The sequence below is a fragment of the Cellulomonas sp. URHD0024 genome, from assembly GCF_000426185.1.
In the GTDB taxonomy this organism is placed as follows: Bacteria; Actinomycetota; Actinomycetes; order Actinomycetales; family Cellulomonadaceae; genus Cellulomonas.
Genome location: NZ_AUEW01000012.1, coordinates 96873 through 114075, shown reverse-complemented (window position 1 = coordinate 114075; position 17203 = coordinate 96873). Strand labels below are relative to the sequence as shown.

16 protein-coding genes are annotated in these 17203 nt (G+C 73.1%); 10 read left to right on the top strand and 6 right to left on the bottom strand.

Annotated features, from left to right (window positions below; all coding sequences use genetic code 11):
* Positions 1-26: 26 nt before the first annotated feature.
* Positions 27-2174, bottom strand: a complete 2148-nt coding sequence (locus I847_RS0113780) for a discoidin domain-containing protein (RefSeq protein WP_231384226.1) — start codon at positions 2172-2174, stop codon at positions 27-29.
* A gap of 239 nt (positions 2175-2413) precedes the next feature.
* Positions 2414-2734 carry a PLDc N-terminal domain-containing protein gene (locus I847_RS0113775; protein ID WP_028050162.1) on the bottom strand — a complete coding sequence of 107 codons (321 nt, stop codon included), beginning with the start codon at positions 2732-2734 and terminating at the stop codon, positions 2414-2416.
* A gap of 59 nt (positions 2735-2793) precedes the next feature.
* On the opposite strand from I847_RS0113775, the gene I847_RS0113770 reads away from it, so the two are divergent.
* The gene (locus tag I847_RS0113770) at positions 2794-3057 is read left to right on the top strand and encodes a DUF4229 domain-containing protein (protein ID WP_028050161.1); all 264 of its coding nucleotides are present in this window, start codon (positions 2794-2796) and stop codon (positions 3055-3057) included.
* 6 nt (positions 3058-3063) lie between these two features.
* Here I847_RS0113770 and I847_RS0113765 read toward each other — a convergent pair whose 3' ends face one another.
* Together I847_RS0113765 and menE are read right to left on the bottom strand one after the other, a co-directional pair.
* Positions 3064-3936, bottom strand: coding sequence for a 1,4-dihydroxy-2-naphthoate polyprenyltransferase (locus tag I847_RS0113765; RefSeq protein WP_028050160.1), 873 nt, complete (start codon positions 3934-3936; stop codon positions 3064-3066).
* Positions 3933-5066, bottom strand: a complete 1134-nt coding sequence (gene menE / locus I847_RS23730; RefSeq protein WP_155856152.1) for an o-succinylbenzoate--CoA ligase — start codon at positions 5064-5066, stop codon at positions 3933-3935. The genes I847_RS0113765 and menE overlap by 4 nt, the downstream gene beginning before the upstream one ends.
* 88 nt (positions 5067-5154) lie before the next feature.
* Here menE and I847_RS0113755 point away from each other — a divergent pair, with 88 nt between their 5' ends.
* The 3 genes from I847_RS0113755 to I847_RS27140 all read left to right on the top strand — a co-directional run bounded on the left by I847_RS0113755 (position 5155) and on the right by I847_RS27140 (position 7652).
* Entirely contained in the window at positions 5155-6249 is a 1095-nt protein-coding gene (locus tag I847_RS0113755; protein WP_028050159.1) for a DUF3048 domain-containing protein, read from the top strand.
* A 79-nt stretch (positions 6250-6328) separates the two neighbouring features.
* Positions 6329-7396: a DUF3048 domain-containing protein gene (locus I847_RS0113750; RefSeq protein WP_034610240.1), complete on the top strand. Its 1068-nt coding sequence runs from the start codon at positions 6329-6331 to the stop codon at positions 7394-7396.
* A 97-nt stretch (positions 7397-7493) separates the two neighbouring features.
* The gene (locus I847_RS27140) at positions 7494-7652 is read left to right on the top strand and encodes a hypothetical protein (RefSeq protein ID WP_196804561.1); all 159 of its coding nucleotides are present in this window, start codon (positions 7494-7496) and stop codon (positions 7650-7652) included.
* A gap of 36 nt (positions 7653-7688) precedes the next feature.
* Here I847_RS27140 and I847_RS0113740 read toward each other — a convergent pair whose 3' ends face one another.
* The gene (locus I847_RS0113740; RefSeq protein ID WP_034610325.1) at positions 7689-8630 is read right to left on the bottom strand and encodes a 1,4-dihydroxy-2-naphthoyl-CoA synthase; all 942 of its coding nucleotides are present in this window, start codon (positions 8628-8630) and stop codon (positions 7689-7691) included.
* 128 nt (positions 8631-8758) lie between these two features.
* Here I847_RS0113740 and I847_RS0113735 point away from each other — a divergent pair, with 128 nt between their 5' ends.
* From I847_RS0113735 to I847_RS0113715, 5 genes are all read left to right on the top strand, one after another.
* Positions 8759-9082, top strand: a complete 324-nt coding sequence (locus tag I847_RS0113735; RefSeq protein WP_028050156.1) for a multidrug efflux SMR transporter — start codon at positions 8759-8761, stop codon at positions 9080-9082.
* Positions 9082-9684 carry a TetR/AcrR family transcriptional regulator gene (locus tag I847_RS23725; RefSeq protein ID WP_051274898.1) on the top strand — a complete coding sequence of 201 codons (603 nt, stop codon included), beginning with the start codon at positions 9082-9084 and terminating at the stop codon, positions 9682-9684. Before I847_RS0113735 ends, I847_RS23725 begins: the two co-directional genes overlap by 1 nt.
* A gap of 9 nt (positions 9685-9693) precedes the next feature.
* Complete coding sequence (locus I847_RS0113725; RefSeq protein ID WP_028050155.1) at positions 9694-10644, top strand: o-succinylbenzoate synthase; 951 nt, start codon at positions 9694-9696, stop codon at positions 10642-10644.
* Positions 10644-12455 carry a 2-succinyl-5-enolpyruvyl-6-hydroxy-3-cyclohexene-1-carboxylic-acid synthase gene (gene menD, locus I847_RS0113720; RefSeq protein ID WP_231384223.1) on the top strand — a complete coding sequence of 604 codons (1812 nt, stop codon included), beginning with the start codon at positions 10644-10646 and terminating at the stop codon, positions 12453-12455. Before I847_RS0113725 ends, menD begins: the two co-directional genes overlap by 1 nt.
* A gap of 102 nt (positions 12456-12557) precedes the next feature.
* Entirely contained in the window at positions 12558-14354 is a 1797-nt protein-coding gene (locus I847_RS0113715; protein WP_081680929.1) for a S1C family serine protease, read from the top strand.
* 422 nt (positions 14355-14776) lie between these two features.
* Here I847_RS0113715 and I847_RS0113710 read toward each other — a convergent pair whose 3' ends face one another.
* Positions 14777-16114, bottom strand: a complete 1338-nt coding sequence (locus I847_RS0113710; RefSeq protein ID WP_028050152.1) for an isochorismate synthase MenF — start codon at positions 16112-16114, stop codon at positions 14777-14779.
* Positions 16115-16220: 106 nt separating this feature from the next.
* Between I847_RS0113710 and I847_RS0113705 the strand changes: the two genes are divergently transcribed.
* Positions 16221-16916, top strand: coding sequence for a demethylmenaquinone methyltransferase (locus tag I847_RS0113705; protein ID WP_028050151.1), 696 nt, complete (start codon positions 16221-16223; stop codon positions 16914-16916).
* Positions 16917-17203 lie beyond the last annotated feature (287 nt).

Genomic DNA, 17203 nt, shown 5'->3' with positions numbered 1-17203 from the left:
GGCCTCGGCCCCGCCGCCTGCCTGGATCAGCGGTAGACCCGCACGTAGTCCACGAGCATCGACGACGGGAACGGCGTGGTCGCGTCCACCGGACCCGGCCAGTCACCGCCCACCGCGAGGTTGAGGATCACGTAGAAGTCGTGGTCGTAGATCCACGGACCACGCGTCGACTCCACGGTCGCCTTGTCGGCCGTGAAGACCAGCTGGTTGTCGAGGTAGTAGCGGATGCCGGAGGCGTCCCACTCCGCGGCCCAGACGTGGTAGTCGTTCGACAGCGGCGCACCGCTGGGCAGCTTGTACGAGCCGCCGTAGCCACCCGCACCGTTGTACGCGGGTGCGTGCAGCGTCGAGTACGACGTCGTGGTGTCCTTGCCCAGGACCTCCATGATGTCGACCTCGCCGTTGTACGGCCACGGCCGGCCGGTGAGGAAGTCGGCGCCCATCATCCAGAACGCCGGCCAGTAGCCCTGACCTGTGGGGACCTTGATGCGCGCCTCGACGCGGCCGTAGGTGAACATGTACTTGTTCGACGTGTTCATGCGGCCCGAGGTGTACTGCGCCCCGCCTGCGGCCTCCTTGCGGGCCTGGATGACCAGGTGACCCTGACCGTCCATGTTGAGGTTGCCCGACGGCGTGTAGTACTGCTGCTCGCCGTTCTGGCCGGTACCGGCGTCCACCGTCCACTTGGAGGTGTCCGGGCCCGAACCTGCAGCGCCGTTGAACTCGTCCGCGAACGCGAGGCGCGTGAAGTTCGGCGCCGGGATGTTCGAGGTCGGCGGCTGGACGGGCTGGCCGCCGGTGCCGTAGACGTCGAACCCGTACAGCGAGTACCCGTAGGCGCTGCTGCGCTTGGTCAGGTTGAGGCGGACGTAGCGACCGTCACCGGTGACGTTCAGGGTCTCCTTGAGGCCCTTGCCCGTGGTCGTCGTGTAGATGGTGTTCCAGGTGGTGCCGTTGGGCGAGACCTGGATCTGGTAGCCCGTGGCGTACGCGGGGTCCCACTGCAGGACGACCTTGGTGATGTGTGCGGTCGCGGCGAGGTCCACCTGGATCCAGCCCGGGTCGACCCAGCCGGCCGGGTTGGCGGAGGCCCAGCGCGAGGCGGCGTCGGCGTCGAGCGCCTTGTCCGGTGTGCACTGGTAGCAGGTGCCGTCATCCTGGCTGGACGACGCCGTGCCCGGCTTCTTGTAGCTGAGGAGCACGGACGTGCCGGGGTCGACCGGAGGCGTCGTGACCGGGGGTGTGGTGACCGGAGGGGTGGTCACGGGCGGGGTGGTCGAGCCGGCGGAGCCGAAGACCTCGAACTCCCAGAGCGAGACGCCGTAGCCGGTGGCCCGTGCGGTCGCGTTGAGGCGGACGTAGCGCGCGACGCCGCTCAACGCGATCGACTGCTTCGCGTTGCTCGTGATGCTCTGCGTCGACGCCGTGTTCCAGGTGGTGCCATCCGTGGACGTCTGGATCGTGTACTTGCTGGCGTAGGCCGCCTCCCAGGTGAGGTCCACCCGGCTGAGCGTCGTCGGCGAGCCGAGGTCGACCTGGAGCCACTGCGGGTCGGCGAACGCGCTCGACCAGCGGGTGCCGAGGTCGCCGTCCGTTGCCGAGCTCGCCGGCGTGGCGGCCGACTCGGAGGACGACGCCGTCGTCGGCTTGCCCTTCGAGACGAGTGTCGGGTTGGCGGGCGGGGTGGTCGAGCCGAGGACCTGGAACTCGAACAGCGAGATCCCGTACCCGGTCGCCCGAGTGGTGCCGGTGAGGCGCACGTAGCGCCCGGAGCCGTTGATCGCGAGCGCCTGCTTGGCCGGCGACGTCGCCGTGCCGTTGCTCAGGGTGTTCCAGGTCGAGCCGTTGTCCGAGACCGCGATCGTGTAGGCGGAGGCGTAGGCCGCCTCCCAGGTGAGGTCGATCTCGGTGAACGTCTGCGTCGATCCGAGGTCCACCTGGATCCACTGGTTGTCCGCGAACGAGCTGGACCAGCGGGTGCCGGCGTTGCCATCGGTGGCCGAGCTCGCGGGGGTCGCGGCGGACTCGACGGAAGAGGCGGTGGTCGTCTTGCCCTGCGACAGGACGACGGTCGCGGCGTGCGCCTGGTCGGCGTGGACCGCCGCCAGTCCGAGCGCCACCGCGAGCACTGCGAGTGCGGCGATTGCCGTGCGGCCGGCGGAACGGCCTCCCACAGCCGGCGGACCGGCTGCTGGGCGTAGAACGGGAGCCATGCTTCCCCCAAGGGTCGTCATTGACAGGGTGGGATCGGGCGGGAGAGCGCGAGGGAGCGCTCTCTGAGGGATGACCTTCTACCCGGACAAACCCCCTGTCAAGGTGAACCGAGAAGTTCCAGGGAGCGCTCCCTCGAACGTGTCACGCATCAAGACGACCGAGCGCAGCGGGTGAAAAACCGCTAGGTGTGGTCCACCGGTCACGAAGCCGCAGGCGGCCCGTCGTTTCGGCGTCGCTCTTCGTCGAGCCGACGCAGGAAGTCCGGGTCGTCGTCGGGTGCCGACGAGCGCAGGCGTTCGGGTCGCTTGGCGGGAGGAGCGTCGGAGAGCTCCGCGTAGGCGGCACGCCGGGACCAGCGCACCCCGAGCCACACCAGCACGCCCAGCAGCGGGACGAAGAGCACGAACACGATCCAGAGCAAGGGGTGGATCCCGAGCCGCTCGTCGCGCGTGCTGCGCACGATGTCGAACAGGCAGTAGATCGCCAGGCCGATGAGCGCCAGGACGACGAGGTTGCGCATCTCGTCACAATAGACGCCTGCGCGCACGGCGTCGGCTCCACCCGGCCTACCCTGTGACCGTGCCCGTCCTGCTCTTCTCGCTCCTGCGCCTGGCCCTGTTCGCGGTCTCCTTCGTCGTGCTCTGGGCCGTCGGCATGCACTCGTGGCTCGCGCCGGTCGTGGCCGCGTTCCTGGCGTGGGGCTTCTCCTACGTCCTGTTGTCAGGACCGCGGGACTCCGCCGCGCGGTACCTGGCGGACCGGTCGCAGCGGGCGCGACGAACGGACGACGACGCGGCCGTCGAGGACGCGGCCGACGACGCCGCCCGCCACGAGAGTGCCTAGAGCGGCTCAGAGCGCCAACCCGACCCCGAGCAGCACGCCGAACGCCAGCTCGAGCAGCCCGGTGAACATGAGCACCGGCACCAGGGCCCGACCGCGGGCGCCGAGCAGCACGGTCGCGGCCAGCGCGACCGACGGGAACAGCAGCAGCAGCACGATGAGCGTCCACGGGTTCGCGAACGCGCACACGATCCCGCCCAGCAGCACGGGCAGCACGACCAGCGCCGCGTACACCCGCCGGGACCGGTGGTCGCCGAGGCGCACGGCCAGCGTCCTTTTGCCGACGAGGGCGTCGGTGGGCACGTCCCGCAGGTTGTTGGCCATCAGCAGGGCGCACGCGAGCATCCCGACGGCGACAGCACCGACCCAGGCGGCCCAGGACAGCTCACCGGCCTGCGTGTAGGTGGTGCCCAGCACGGCGACCAGTCCGAAGAACGTGAAGACGCCGACCTCGCCCAGCCCGCGGTAGCCGTACGGTCTGCGGCCACCCGTGTACCCCCAGGCCGCGAGGATCGAGACGGCGCCGACGGCGAGCAGCCACCACTGGCCGGCGAGCGAGACGAGCCACAGACCCAGGATCGCGGCGATGCCGAACGCCGTGAACGCCGCGCCCTTCACGGTTCGGGGGCTCGCGGTCCCGGACGCGGTCAGGCGCAGGGGCCCGACCCGGTCGACGTCCGTGCCGCGGATGCCGTCGGAGTAGTCGTTGGCGTAGTTGACGCCCACCTGGAGGGCCAGGGCGACCCCGAGCGCCAGCGCGGCGCGGCCCAGGTCGAACGCGTCGAGCTGGGCGGCCGCGCCGCTGCCGACGAGGACCGGCGCGGCGGCGGCGGGCAGCGTGCGCAGTCGTGCGCCCTGCACCCAGTCGCTGGCAGTGGTCACGTGTCGTTCCTCCCGGTCGGGTTCGCTCGTGCGAGCAGGTCGTCGGCGAGCTGCGTGGCGGCCCGACGGTCGATCTTGCCCGGCCCGCGCAGCGGGAGCGAACCCGTGACCACGAGGTGGCGGGGTGCGTGGGCAGCGCCGAGGCGGTCGGTGACGGCGGCGCGCGCCTGCTCGAGGGTCGGCACCGTCCCCGGGCGGGGGACGACGAGCGCGACGACGACCTGCCCCCACTCGTCGTCGGCGATCCCCACGACGACCACCTCGCCGAGCGGTTCGAGCACTGCCTCGACCGCCTGCGGGGACACCTTGGTGCCCCCGCTGACCAGCACGTCGTCGGACCGACCGAGCACGGTGAGCCGGGTGCCGTCCCAGGAGCCGAGGTCGGAGGTGCGGAGCCAGCGGGTGCCTTCGAGGTGGACGAACGAGTCCTCGGCACCTGTCGTGTACCCCGTGGCGAGCACCGGACCGGCCAGCATGATGCGGCCGTCGTCGCCGATCCTGACGGAGACCCCGTCCAGCGGGACGCCGTCGTACACGCAGCCGCCGCACGTCTCGGACATGCCGTACGTGGTGACGACGACGACCCGGGCGAGTCGGGCGCGGTCGAGCAGCTCTGGTCCGGTCGCCGCCCCGCCGACGAGCACCGCGTCGAACGTGCGCAGCGCGTCGGTGCCCTCCGCGTCGTCGAGGAGGCGGGCCAGCTGGGTGGGCACGAGGGACGTGTACCGCGGGCCTGCAGCCATCGTCGCGACGGCCTGCACGAAGCGCGGTGGGCGGAACGGCCCGTCGGGGACGACGACCGGTTCGGTCCCCGCGAGCACCGACCGCACGAGCACCTGGAGACCCGCGATGTGCTGGGTCGGAAGGGCGAGCAGCCAGCTCCCCGGTCCGTCGAGCCGGTCCGCCGTGGCCTGCGCGGACGCGCGGAGGGCCGACGCCGAGAGCAGCACCCGGCGTGGCTCACCCGTCGACCCGGACGTCCGCACGACGAGGGCGACGTCGTCGGGAACCTCGACCGGCTCGTCCCCGACGCCGACGCCGACCGCCGGACCGGCACCGTCGAGGGCCGCCGCGAGGGCGGGGATCAGGAGGTCGGCGCGTGCGGGGAGGTCGCGCAGGGGCCGGCTCACCGGCTCACCCTAAGGCGCGGCCCCGGGTCCCGGGCCCGCACGGCAGGGCGCCGTAGAGTGTCGGGCGGTCCGACTGAAGGAGCTCACCGTGCCCACTGCCCTCATCCGCGCTCGCCGTGTCCCGGCGCTGCTCGTCGTCGCCGTGGGTGCCATGTCGTTGCTCGCCGCCTGCAGCGGCGGGTCGAACGACACTCCCACGCAGACCCCGCTCCCGAACGTCTCCAAGGCGGCCGCGATCGAGCCCGCGAAGGTCCCGCCACCGGCACCCGTCGTCCCGCCGCGCTGGCCGTTGACGGGCATCGCGGCCACGGACATGCCGGTGCGTCCCGCTCTGGCGGTCAAGATCGAGAACTCCAGCGACGCCCGCCCGCAGACGGGTCTGGACCAGGCGGACAACATCTGGGAAGAGGTCGTCGAGGGCGGCATCAGCCGGTTCGTGGCCGTCTACCACTCGCAGGTGCCGGCCGAGCTCGGACCCATCCGGTCGGTGCGCCCGATGGACCCCGCGATCCTGGCTCCGATGCACGGACTCATCGCGTTCTCGGGCGGGCAGGCGCCCTTCGTCGCCGCCCTCAAGGTCGCCGGCATCCAGACGATCAGCATGGACGCCGGTGCCGACGGGTTCTACCGCAAGAAGGGCGTCGGCCCGGCCCCGCACAACGTGTACGGCACGCCGCAGACGTTCTGGGGCCAGGCGGACGCCGACCACGGTGCCGCCCCGGCGCCGCAGTTCGTCGTCGCCAAGCAGGCCGATGCCGCGACCGCCATCGCGTCCGGCGCGCCCGCCGGGACGGTCCGCGTGCAGCTGTCCGGCTCCGAGAAGCCGACCTGGTCATGGGACGCGGGCTCGGGCACCTACCTGCGCTCCGAGGGCAGCACTCCGGCGGTCGTCCGCTCGGGGACACGGATCAGCGCGACCAACATCGTCACGCTGTCCGTCCAGCTGGTCGACTCCGGCACCATCGACCCCGCCGGCAACCCGGTCCCCGCCACGGTCCTCGAGGGCACCGGCGAGGGCACGCTGTCCACCGGCGGCAAGTCGGTCTCGGTGACCTGGAAGAAGGGCTCCGTGAACGAGGTGCTCACCCTGACGGCCGCCGACGGTTCCACCGCGACCCTGGCCCCCGGCGTCACGTGGATCGAGCTGGTGCCCAGGGGAACCGGTTCCGTCACGATGAGCTGACCCGGCCTGTGCTCCCGCGCCCGAACGACGGCCCGTGGGAACCTGAGGCATGAGGTCTGGGACGACAAGGGGAGTCGGTATGAGGGCAAGGACGCGTGTCGGGTCGATCGGCCTGGGGCTCGGTGCGCTGCTGGTGCTCGTGGCCTGCGGCTCTCCGGATCCCGAGCCGACTGCCGGTCCGACGAGCGTCACGGTAGGACCGACGCTCTCGTCGGAGAAGGGGGCCGCGCCCGCCCCTGCGGTGACTCCGCGCTGGCCCCTGACCGGTATCGCCGGAGACCCTGCCGCTCGGCCGTCGCTCGCGGTCAAGATCGAGAACACCTCGGCGGCCCGGCCGCAGTCGGGCCTGGAGCAGGCCGACATGGTCTGGGAGACGATCGTCGAGTTCGACGTGGCCCGGTTCGTCGCCGTGTTCCACTCGCAGGTGCCTGCCGAGGTGGGTCCCATCCGATCTGTGCGTCCGATGGACCCGCTGATCCTCGCGCCGATGCACGGGCTGCTCGCGTTCTCGGGCGGCCAGCCAGGCATCCTCGAGCTCGTCGCCGCGAGCGGCGTGCAGATGATCAGCCACGACGCAGGCGCCCCCGGCATGTACCGGACCTCGGACCGGGCGGCGCCGCACAACGTGTACGGCACCCCGACCAAGTTCTGGGCCCAGGCGGACGCAGACCACCAGGCGCCGCCGGCCGAGCAGTTCCTCATCGGGCGCAGCGCCGACCGGGCGACGGCGGTCCTCCGCGGCACTCCCGCGACCACGCTCTCCTTCCACCTGTCCACGGCGTCCAGCCCCACCTGGGCGTGGAACGCGGCGTCGAACACCTGGCTCCGGTCCGAAGGGGCCACCCCCTCCGTCGCCCGTGGGGGAGCCCGACTTTCCGCCGTGAACGTCGTCTCGATCACGGCTGCCCACCCGCCCACCAAGTACCACGCGCAGAACCACGCGTCCGTGCCGACCTATTCGCTCGTCGGATCGGGCGAGGGCGTCGTCGCGACGGGCGGCAAGGTGGTGCCGGTGACCTGGAAGAAGGACTCCCAGGACGCGTCGATGCGTCTCTTCGCGGCCGACGGCACGCCCGCCTACCTGGCGCCGGGCAACACGTGGGTCGAGCTGGTGCCCAAGGGCTCGGGATCCCTCACCGTCGGCTGACTTCGTCGGCGGAGTCCGTCGCAGGGATGACGCGCCGCCTCAGGCACGCGACCGTGGGCCGATGCGTGCGGGGGGTGTGCCCGGCGAGCCTGGGGGCATGGCAGATCTCACGCACTCCCAGAGCCGCGAGCACGACGTCCGGTCGATGGTCGCCGTCGTCGTGTCGGGTGTCGTCCTGGTCGCGCTGCTCGTCGCCGCGGCGGGCGTCGTCGGCGCCGTGGTCGACCTCGCAGGCTGGGCGGTCGGCGGTCGGTGAACCCCGGTCGCCAGGCCGGCCGGCCGGCCGGACCGGTCAGTAGGCGTACGGGAAGCCCGACCAGTCGGGCTCGCGGCGCTGCAGGAACGCGTCGCGTCCCTCGACGGCTTCGTCCGTCATGTAGGCCAGCCGCGTCGCCTCGCCGGCGAACACCTGCTGGCCGGCCAGGCCGTCGTCGGCGAGGTTGAACGCGAACTTCAGCATCCGGATGGCCTGCGGCGACTTGGTCGCGACGATCCGCGCGTACTCGAGCCCGGCCTCCTCGAGGTCTGCGTGCGCCACGACGTCGTTGACCGCGCCCCACGCGAGGGCCTGGTCCGCCGAGTACTCGCGGGCCAGGAAGAAGATCTCCCTCGCCCGCTTCTGCCCGACCTGCTTGGCCAGCAGCGCGGAGCCGTAGCCACCGTCGAACGAGCCGACGTTCGCGTCGGTCTGCATGAACCGTGCGTGCTCGCGACTGGCGATCGTCAGGTCGGCGACGACGTGCAGCGAGTGGCCCCCACCGGCCGCCCAGCCGTTGACCAGCGCGACCACGACCTTGGGCATTGTGCGGATGAGCCGCTGGACCTCGAGGATGTGCAGCCTCCCGGCCCGTGCCGGGTCGATGCCCTCGGCGGTCTCGCCCTCGGCGTACCGGTAGCCGTCACGCCCACGGATGCGCTGGTCACCCCCCGAGCAGAACGCCCAGACGCCGTCCTTCGGCGCCGGTCCGTTCCCGGTCAGGAGCACGGTGCCGACCGTCGAGGTGGTGCGCGCGTGGTCGAGCACCCGGTACAGCTCGTCGACGGTGTGCGGCCGGAAGGCGTTGCGGACCTCGGGACGGTCGAAGGCGATGCGGACGACGGGGAGGTCGGACTCGGCGCCCTCTGCTCGCGCCACGCCGCGGTGGTACGTGAGGTCGGTGAGGTCCTCGAATCCGTGGACCGTCCGCCACCGCGTGGGGTCGAAGGTGTCGCTGACGGCTGCCGGAAGGTTCACGGCACCCACCCTAACCTTTTGGTACACTTGTACCAGAACGTGCGCGTGACGGCGGACACTGCCACCCGGCGCACATGCTCGAGCGGCCCGTGGATCGTCCGGGCAGCACTGCACGGGGGTGCATCTCTATGGCGTGGGTCGTCCTCATCCTGTCCGGCACGCTGGAGGCCGGCTGGGCGCTGAGCCTCAAGGCGTCCGACGGCTTCACCAAGCTCTGGCCGAGCGTGCTCTTCGTCGTCATGCTCGTCGCGTCGATGGGCGGCCTGGCGTGGGCGCTCAAGTCGCTGCCCGTCGGTGTCGCGTACGGCGTCTGGGTGGGCATCGGCGCGGCGCTCACCGCGGTCCTCGCCATCGTGTTCCTGGGCGAGTCGGTGTCGGTGCTGAAGATCGTCTCGCTCGTCCTCGTCGTCGCCGGGGTGGTGGGGCTCAACCTCTCCGGCGGAGGCCACTGATGTCGACGTCGACCGTGCGGCCGAGGGTCGGATCCACCGGCAAGGGCGAGCGTCGCCGCGCCGATCTCGCCCGCGCGGCGGCCACGCTCATGCTCCGGGAGGGGCCGGGTGCGCTGACGCACCGCCGGGTCGCACAGGAGGCCGGGGCCTCGGTCTCCGCCACGACCTACTACTTCGGGAGTCTCGACGAGCTCGCGGAGGCGGCGGGCGCTGCCCTGGCGCAGGCGTGGGCGGCACACGCACGATCCGCCCGGTACGACGGTCAACGTGTCTCGCAGGACCCGCATGCGGCGGCGACCCTCGTCGCCGACGCCGTCCTGCCGGCAGGCGACGACGGCGAGGTGCGCAGCCACTACGAGCACCTTCTGGGTGGTGGCCGAGATGCCGCACTGGCCCGCGCGTTCGCGGCGGGCCGTTCGTCCGTCGACGACGCCGTCGAGCGGTTGGTGTCCCTCGTCGGTGCCCCGACGAGCGCTCCCGTGACGATCGCGATCGTCGACGGCGCCGTGGTGAGCGCCCTGACGGAGAACCGACCGATCCGGCCGACGGCCCAGGCCCTGCTCGTCGCGGCCTGGAGGTCTCCCGCCGACGGACGGTCGTAGGGTTGTGGCATGCCCGCTGACCTGCACGTCTGGGCCGTACCGCTGCGGACCAGGTTCCGTGGGCTGACGGTCCGCGACGGCGTCCTCGTCCGCGGGGACGCGGGCTGGGGCGAGTTCAGCCCGTTCTGGGACTACGACGCGCAGGAGTCGCTGGCGTGGTGGCGCGCGGCCCGCGAGGCCGCCGACGAGGGGTGGCCGGCGCCCGTCCGTGACCGCATCCCGGTGAACGTGACCATCCCGGCGGTCGACGCTGCCACCGCGCACCGGTTGGTGGGGGAATCGGGCGGATGCCGGACCGCCAAGGTCAAGGTCGCCGAGCCCGGGCAGTCGATCGCCGACGAGATCGCTCGCCTGGAAGCGGTCCGCGACGCCCTCGGCCCGTCCGGCGCGATCCGCGTCGACGCCAATGCCGCGTGGGACGTCGACACAGCCGTGGCACGGCTGAGGGTGCTCGACCGCGCTGCGGGGGGGCTCGAGTACGCCGAGCAGCCCGTGCCGACGGTCGACGACCTGGCGGCCCTGCGCCGACGCAGCCATGTGCCGCTCGCCGCAGACGAGTCCATCCGCCGCGCCCAGGACCCGCTGGCGGTGGCACGGGCGCAGGCCGCGGACGTGGTCGTGCTCAAGGTGCAGCCGCTGGGGGGCGTCCGTGCGTGCCTGGAGCTCGCCGAGGCGATCCGGCTGCCCGTGGTCGTGTCGAGCGCCCTGGAGTCGTCGATCGGGCTGGCGGCCGGGATCGCGCTCGCCGCCGCCCTGCCCGAGCTGCCGTACGCCTGCGGGCTCGCGACCGCGCAGCTGCTCGCGGTCGACCTCGTCGCGGAACCGCTCCTCCCGCAGGACGGTGCGATCGCGGTCCGTCGACCCGCGCCGGACAGCGCGTCGCTGACGCGCTCCGCCGCGGCGCCGGACCTGGCCGACCGGTGGCGCCGACGCATCGCGGCCGTCGAGGCTCGGGCATGATGGCAGGCGTGACGACGACGGGCGCCGGGGCTGATCCCGCGACATCTGCGGCCCGTGTCCTCGTCCAGGCGCTCGCGGCTCTCGGTGTCGAGGACGTGGTGCTCGCGCCGGGTTCCCGGAGCGCACCCCTGGCGTACGCGCTGGCGGATGCCGCGCGGGCGGACCGACCCGCGGGGGCGCCGGCGCTGCGGCTGCACGTGCGCATCGACGAGCGGTCCGCGGCGTTCGTCGCCCTCGGGCTCGTCCGCGCGTCGGCGGTCGGGATCGACGGCGGACCTGTCCCGCCGCGTCCGGTCGCGGTGGTCACGACCTCGGGGACCGCCGCCGCCAACCTGCACCCGGCGGTCCTCGAGGCGCACCACAGCGGCCTGCCGCTGGTCGTGCTCACCGCCGACCGCCCGCATGAGCTGCGGGGCACGGGTGCGAACCAGACCACCGTGCAGGTCGGCCTGTTCGGTAGCGCCGTCCGGCTCGGTCTCGACCTGCCTGCGCCCGACGGGCGGCCCGAGGAGGCCCGTGACCTGCGCCGGACGGTCGCGCGCGCGCTCGCGGCCGCGACGGGTGCGCGCACCGGCGACCCCGGCCCCGTGCACCTGAACCTCGCGTTCCGCGAGCCCCTCGTGCCCGGACCCGGACCGTGGCCGGAGCCGTCCGCCGTCGGGCTGACCCACGTGCAGCCTCGCCCCGTCCTCGCCGTGACGCCGGCTGCGGAACCGACCGCCGGCGGCCGGCGCGGTGGTGCGCCGACGGTCGTCGTGGCCGGTGACGAGGCCGGACCGCTGGCGCGCCGGCTTGCCGAGGCGAACGGCTGGCCGTTGCTCGCCGAACCGTCGTCGGGTGCGCGAGGCGGCCCCAACGCGATCGCGACCTACGTGCACCTCCTCGCGCACCCCGTGCTCGGTGGCTCCGTGCGGCGGGCGATCGTGCTCGGGCGCCCGACCCTGTCCCGGCCGGTGCAGCGGCTGCTCGGGCGCGCCGACGTCGAGGTCGTCGTCATCGGGACGCGGGGCGTCGACTGGCCGGACGCCAGCCGCAACGCGAGCGAGGTGCTGCTCGACGCGCCCGCGCGGATGCGCAACGGGCGGATGCGGGCCCCGGAGGGCTGGCTCGAGGTGTGGCAGGCCGCCGACAAGGCCGCCGGTGGTGCCGTCGACGGCGTGCTCGACGGCGCGGACGAGGGCCGGCGGTCCCGCAGCGGCACCCGGGTCACCGGTCCCGCGCTCGCGCGTGCGGTCGCCGAGGTCAGCGCGCCCGACGACGTCCTCGTGGTCGGCTCGTCGAACCCGGTGCGCGACCTCGACCTGGTGGCGCGCTGGTCGGCACCGCCCGTCGTCGTCGCCAACCGCGGCCTCGCCGGGATCGACGGCACCATCAGCACCGCGGTCGGCGTCGCCCTCGGCCTGCCGGACCGCCGCGTCCGCGCGCTCCTCGGCGACCTGACGTTCCTGCACGACGTCGGCGGGCTGCTTCGAGGACCGCTCGAGCAGGGGGCGCACCTGCAGCTCGTCGTCGCCAACGACGACGGCGGTTCGATCTTCGCGACGCTGGAACCGGGTGAGCCCGAGCGGTCGGACGTGTTCGAGCGGGTGTTCGCGACCCCGCACGGTGCCGACATCGCGGCCCTCTGCGCGGGCTACGGCGTCCGGCACACCCGGGTCGTCGACGTCGACGGCCTCCTGCCCGCCCTCGCCGCACCCGGACCGGGCCTCAGCGTGGTCGAGGTGCGTGTCGACCGGAACGGTCGACGAGCCCTCGGCGAGCGTCTGGCCTCGGAGGTTGCCGCGGCCGTGGCGCACGCGATCCAGGACTGAGGTCCTGGATCCATGTGAAACTCGCAGACAATTCCCAGGTTCTGCAGAGGGTGGTTCCAGCGCCGGCATGTGTAGTGGTACTCGACCAAGGAGGCCACAGACATGACCAGCACCCCCGAGCACGGCGCCGACGCCGGCGACCTGCACGCTGAGAACCCGACCGAGCCGATCACGCCCGTCGCGCCGAGCCAGCCCGTCGTCGCCTCGACGCAGCCCGTCGTCGCCTCGACCCAGCCGCTTCCGCCCGTCCAGGCGACGCAGCCGCTGCCGGTCGCCCCCGCGGCGCACCCCACCAACCCGTTCACCCCGCCGCACCCGGCCGCCCCGGCCGACCAGCGCGCCGCGTACGACGCCGCCCAGGCAGCCGCCGCCCAGCAGGCGGCGCTCGCCGCCCAGGCCGAGGCCGTCCGTCGGGCCCAGTGGGACGCCGCGCAGCGCGCCTCGATGCAGGACCCGGCGCTGGTGCAGCAGCCGATCGCCCACCAGTCGGCGCCCTACCAGGTGCCGCTGCAGGTGCCTGCCGGTCAGCAGCAGCTCCCGCCGACGGCCCCGGCACCGCGCAAGCGGCGCACGTGGATCCCGATCACGTCCGCGGCCGCTGCCGCCGCGATCGTCGCGGCCGTCGCGACCGGCGGCGTCGTGCACTCCCTCTCGGACGACGACGCCTCGGGCTCGGTCGGCCGTCCGGCCTCGCTCGCGACGATCGGCGCGGACAACAACAACGCCGTCCCGGTCTCCGGCTCCTCGAACGACAACCCCGACTGGGAGGCGGTCTCCAAGGCCGTGCAGGCCTCGGTCGTCGCCATCTCGGTGACCTTGAACGGCGGCAGCAGCGGCGCCGAGGGCTCCGGCGTGATCGTCGACGACACCGGCCACATCGTGACCAACAACCACGTCGTCGGCGACGCCGACAAGGACAGCATCTCCGTCACGCTCAGCGACGGCCGCATCTTCAAGGCCACCGTCGTCGGCACCGACCCGACCACCGACCTCGCGGTCATCAAGCTCACCGACCCGCCGAAGGACCTGAAGGCTGCCGCGTTCGGCAGCTCCTCGAAGGTCGTCGTCGGCCAGCCGGTCATGGCCGTGGGCAACCCGCTCGGCCTGGCGAGCACCGTCACGACGGGCATCGTGTCCGCGGTCGACCGTCCGGTCTCCACGTCGGGCGAGAACGGCGGCGACGCGACCGTCACCAACGCCATCCAGGTGGACGCCGCGGTGAACCCGGGCAACTCCGGTGGCCCGCTGTTCGACGCCTCCGGCCGCGTGATCGGGATCAACTCCTCGATCGCCACGCTGTCGCAGCAGTCCGGCTCGATCGGGCTCGGCTTCGCCATCCCGGTCGACCTGGTGAAGAACATCGCCGCACAGCTCGTCGAGGACGGCACGGCCGAGCACGCCTTCCTGGGCGTGTCCCTCTCGGACGGCACCGCGACCGCTGACGACGTGACCCGCCGCGGTGCGGTCGTCGACTCGGTCAGCGACGGCTCGCCCGCCGCGAAGGGCGGCATCAAGGCGAAGGACGCGATCGTCGCCATCGACGGCAAGGCCGTCGCCGGTGCGGAGTCCCTCACCGCCTACGTCCGGGCGCTCCCGTCCGACACCAAGGTCACGCTGACGGTCGTCCGCGACGGCAAGTCGTCGGACATCGACGTCACGCTCGCGGTCCGCCCCGAGTCCGCGGCGTCCTCGAACGGCGGCAGCAACGACAACGGCGGCAGCGACAACGGCGGCAGCGACAACGGCGGCAGCGACAACGGTGGCGACGGAAGCCAGCAGGCCCCCGACCTCGGCCAGGGCAACGGCTCCGACCAGGGTGGCGCCAACGGCCTCCCGGGCGGCATGAGCCCTGACGAGCTGTGGAAGTGGTTCCAGAGCCAGCAGCAGGGCAACGGCTGATCGACTGATCGGTCGCGATCGACCAGCTGACCGCCGGCGGCCGCCGGTCCTCGCACCCCCCCATCGGGGATCCGGCCGCCGGTCCTGGGCGGGTCATCCTCCTGCCCGGACGGTCAGTCCCAGCGGCTCGCACCCATGAGCCGCACCCCTGCGGTCCGACACGGACCGCACAGTCCCGAACCGCGTCCGCGCGGTTCGGGACTTCGGCGTTCCGAGACCGGCCGCGCGCCCGGGGCCCGTCCGCAGCGACGGCACCAGGCACAGCGGGCGCCGTCGGCGCACCAGGCGCCGCCGCCAGCGGTCGGCTCTGGGTCGCGATCCGCTGCCCGACCCGACCCCACGATTCAGAGGATCTGCCGCAGATTTACCGGCAGATCTTCTGGATCTCGGGCGAGACGAGGGCGAGACGGGCGCGCCCCGGCTCAGGCGGTGGTGACGTCGCGGCCCAGCGCGTGCCGCATCGGCTCGAGCTTGGCCTCCGACTCGGCGAGCTCGGCGGCCGGGTCGGACGCGGCGACGATGCCGCAGCCGGCGAACAGGCGGACACGGCGCGGGTCGTCGGCGTCGATGTGTGCCGAGCGCAGCGCGATGCCCCACTCGCCGTCGCCGTCGGCACCGAACCAGCCGACCGGGCCGGCGTACCGAGCGCGGTCGATGCCCTCGATGCTCCGGATCAGCTCGCGAGCGGCGACCGTCGGGGTGCCGCAGACGGCGGCCGTCGGGTGCAGCGCAGCCGCGAGCGCGAGGGACGACGGGTGCGTCCCGTCGGTCGAGGACAGGACGCCGGTGACGTCGGAGGCCAGGTGCAGGACGTTGGGCAGGTGCAGCACGAACGGCACGTCCGGGACGTTCGTCGACGAGCAGAACGGGCCGAGCGCGTCGGCGACGGACTGCACCGCGTACTCGTGCTCCTCCAGGTCCTTCGAGGAGTGCGCGAGGATCGCGGCGCGGGCGAGGTCGGCGTTGTCGTCGCCGGTCCGTCGGATTGTCCCGGCGAGCACGCGCGAGGTGACGAGCCCCTTCTCGGACCGGACGAGCAGCTCGGGGGTCGCGCCGACCAGGCCGTCGACGCTGAACGTCCAGCAGGACTCGTACTCGTCGGCCAGGCGTTCGAGCGCCCACCGGGCGTCGACGGGGTGCTCGGTGCGCGCGTGGACGTCGCGCGCGAGGACGACCTTCTCGACCTCGCCCGCCCGGACGGCCGCGATGCCCCGCGCGACGACGTCGCGCCAGTCGTCACGGTCGGCGTCCTCGTAGACCACGGTCCCGGGGTCGGTCGGGGCCACGCGCGGGCCGGTGACGTCGCTCAGCCGCGGCACCCTCCCGAGGCGGGCGCCCGTGGTGATCGTCGTGAGCCAGGTCCGTCCGCCGCGTCGGCCGACCACGACGGTGGGCACGACGACCACGCCGCCCGCCGGCGACTCGTCGTCGAACGCGAACGAGCCGAAGGCGATCGGCCCGGACCCGGGAACCTGCACCTCGTCACGCACGATCGCGTGGGTCAGGAGCTCCTGCCACGCGCGCTCGGCCTCCGCGAAGCGGTCCGGCCCGGTGACCTGGACCCGCAGGGTCTCGCCCCACGCCACCAGTCCGTCCCCGCGACGGACCCACGCGAGGGGCGTCCCCGTCGACGGGAGCAGGTCGAGCAGGTCGCTGGCGGCGCGTCGCCCGGCGAGGTCATCGAGCGCGACGGTGCGGACCACGAGCGGGTGGGGGACCGGGATCCCCGTCGTCGCCGGGGCGGTGGGCTGCTGGCTCATCGTCTCCAGGGTAAGGCTCCCGCGCCCTCGAGCCAGTCAGGCCCTCAGGCGCACCACAGGAGTCACCGGTTCGTCCCTCGCGCGGCGGACCTGCGACGATAGAGCCATGCCGCGCGCCAGCCTCGACAAGGACCCGCACGACGTCGCTGTGATGTTCGACGCCGTGGCCGCCCGCTACGACCGCACCAACGACGTCCTGTCGCTCGGTCAGGACCGTGCCTGGCGCCGCGCCACCATCAAGGCCGTCGACGCCCAGCCCGGTCAGACCGTGCTCGACCTGGCCGCCGGCACCGGCACCTCGTCGGAACCCATGGCCGACGCCGGTGTCCGCGTGATCGCCTGCGACCTGTCCGTGGGGATGCTCGAGGTGGGCAAGCGGCGCCGTCCCGACCTGGCGTTCGTCGCGGGGGACGCGTTGCACCTGCCGTTCGCCGACCAGTCCTTCGACGCGGTCACGATGTCGTTCGGCCTGCGCAACGTGTCGGATGTCGAGGGCGCCCTCGAGGAGCTCTACCGCGTGACCAAGCCCGGCGGCCGGCTGGTCGTCTGCGAGTTCTCGCGGCCCACGTTCGCGCCGTTCCGCACGGTCTACACCAACTACCTCATGCGGGCCCTGCCCCCGGTCGCGCGGGCGGTGACCAAGGCCCCCGACGCCTACGTCTACCTCGCCGAGTCCATCCGCGCCTGGCCGGACCAGACCGAGCTCGGCCGGATCGTGAAGAGCACCGGCTGGAGCGAGGTGGCCTTCCGCAACCTCACGGGCGGCGTCGTGGCACTCCACCGCGCGACGCGCCCGGCCTGACCGGAGCGCACGCGGCCGGAGCGGGGCCGGCGGGCGCGAACGCTCCGACCTAGCGCCACCTGGGGGCGCGTGAGACGCGTGCAGCCCTCCGGTGGCGGCTGGGAAGCCTCAGACGTCACTCCCGCACCAACTGGCGCTAGGTACGCACGCCTCTGCCGGATCTCCGACGAGAGCGCGGGGCCGCGCCGCGGGCGGTTCGGAGCCGGTCACGGGTCGGTCGTCGACGAGCGTTCGGCACGCCGACCTGAGGATTACCGGGACTCATCCGGTCCGGGGGGTGAACAATG

What these genes read in the sequence shown, in the direction of transcription:
- I847_RS0113705 (WP_028050151.1), top strand. Translation starts at nt 16,221, where the DNA reads ATGCCGCGCGCCAGCCTCGACAAGGACCCGCACGACGTCGCTGTGATG.
- I847_RS0113715 (WP_081680929.1), top strand. Translation starts at nt 12,558, where the DNA reads ATGACCAGCACCCCCGAGCACGGCGCCGACGCCGGCGACCTGCACGCT.
- I847_RS0113750 (WP_034610240.1), top strand. Translation starts at nt 6,329, where the DNA reads ATGAGGGCAAGGACGCGTGTCGGGTCGATCGGCCTGGGGCTCGGTGCG.
- I847_RS27140 (WP_196804561.1), top strand. Translation starts at nt 7,494, where the DNA reads ATGGCAGATCTCACGCACTCCCAGAGCCGCGAGCACGACGTCCGGTCG.
- I847_RS23725 (WP_051274898.1), top strand. Translation starts at nt 9,082, where the DNA reads ATGTCGACGTCGACCGTGCGGCCGAGGGTCGGATCCACCGGCAAGGGC.
- menD (WP_231384223.1), top strand. Translation starts at nt 10,644, where the DNA reads ATGGCAGGCGTGACGACGACGGGCGCCGGGGCTGATCCCGCGACATCT.
- I847_RS0113710 (WP_028050152.1), bottom strand. Translation starts at nt 16,114, where the DNA reads ATGAGCCAGCAGCCCACCGCCCCGGCGACGACGGGGATCCCGGTCCCC.
- I847_RS0113735 (WP_028050156.1), top strand. Translation starts at nt 8,759, where the DNA reads ATGGCGTGGGTCGTCCTCATCCTGTCCGGCACGCTGGAGGCCGGCTGG.
- I847_RS0113725 (WP_028050155.1), top strand. Translation starts at nt 9,694, where the DNA reads ATGCCCGCTGACCTGCACGTCTGGGCCGTACCGCTGCGGACCAGGTTC.
- I847_RS0113775 (WP_028050162.1), bottom strand. Translation starts at nt 2,734, where the DNA reads ATGCGCAACCTCGTCGTCCTGGCGCTCATCGGCCTGGCGATCTACTGC.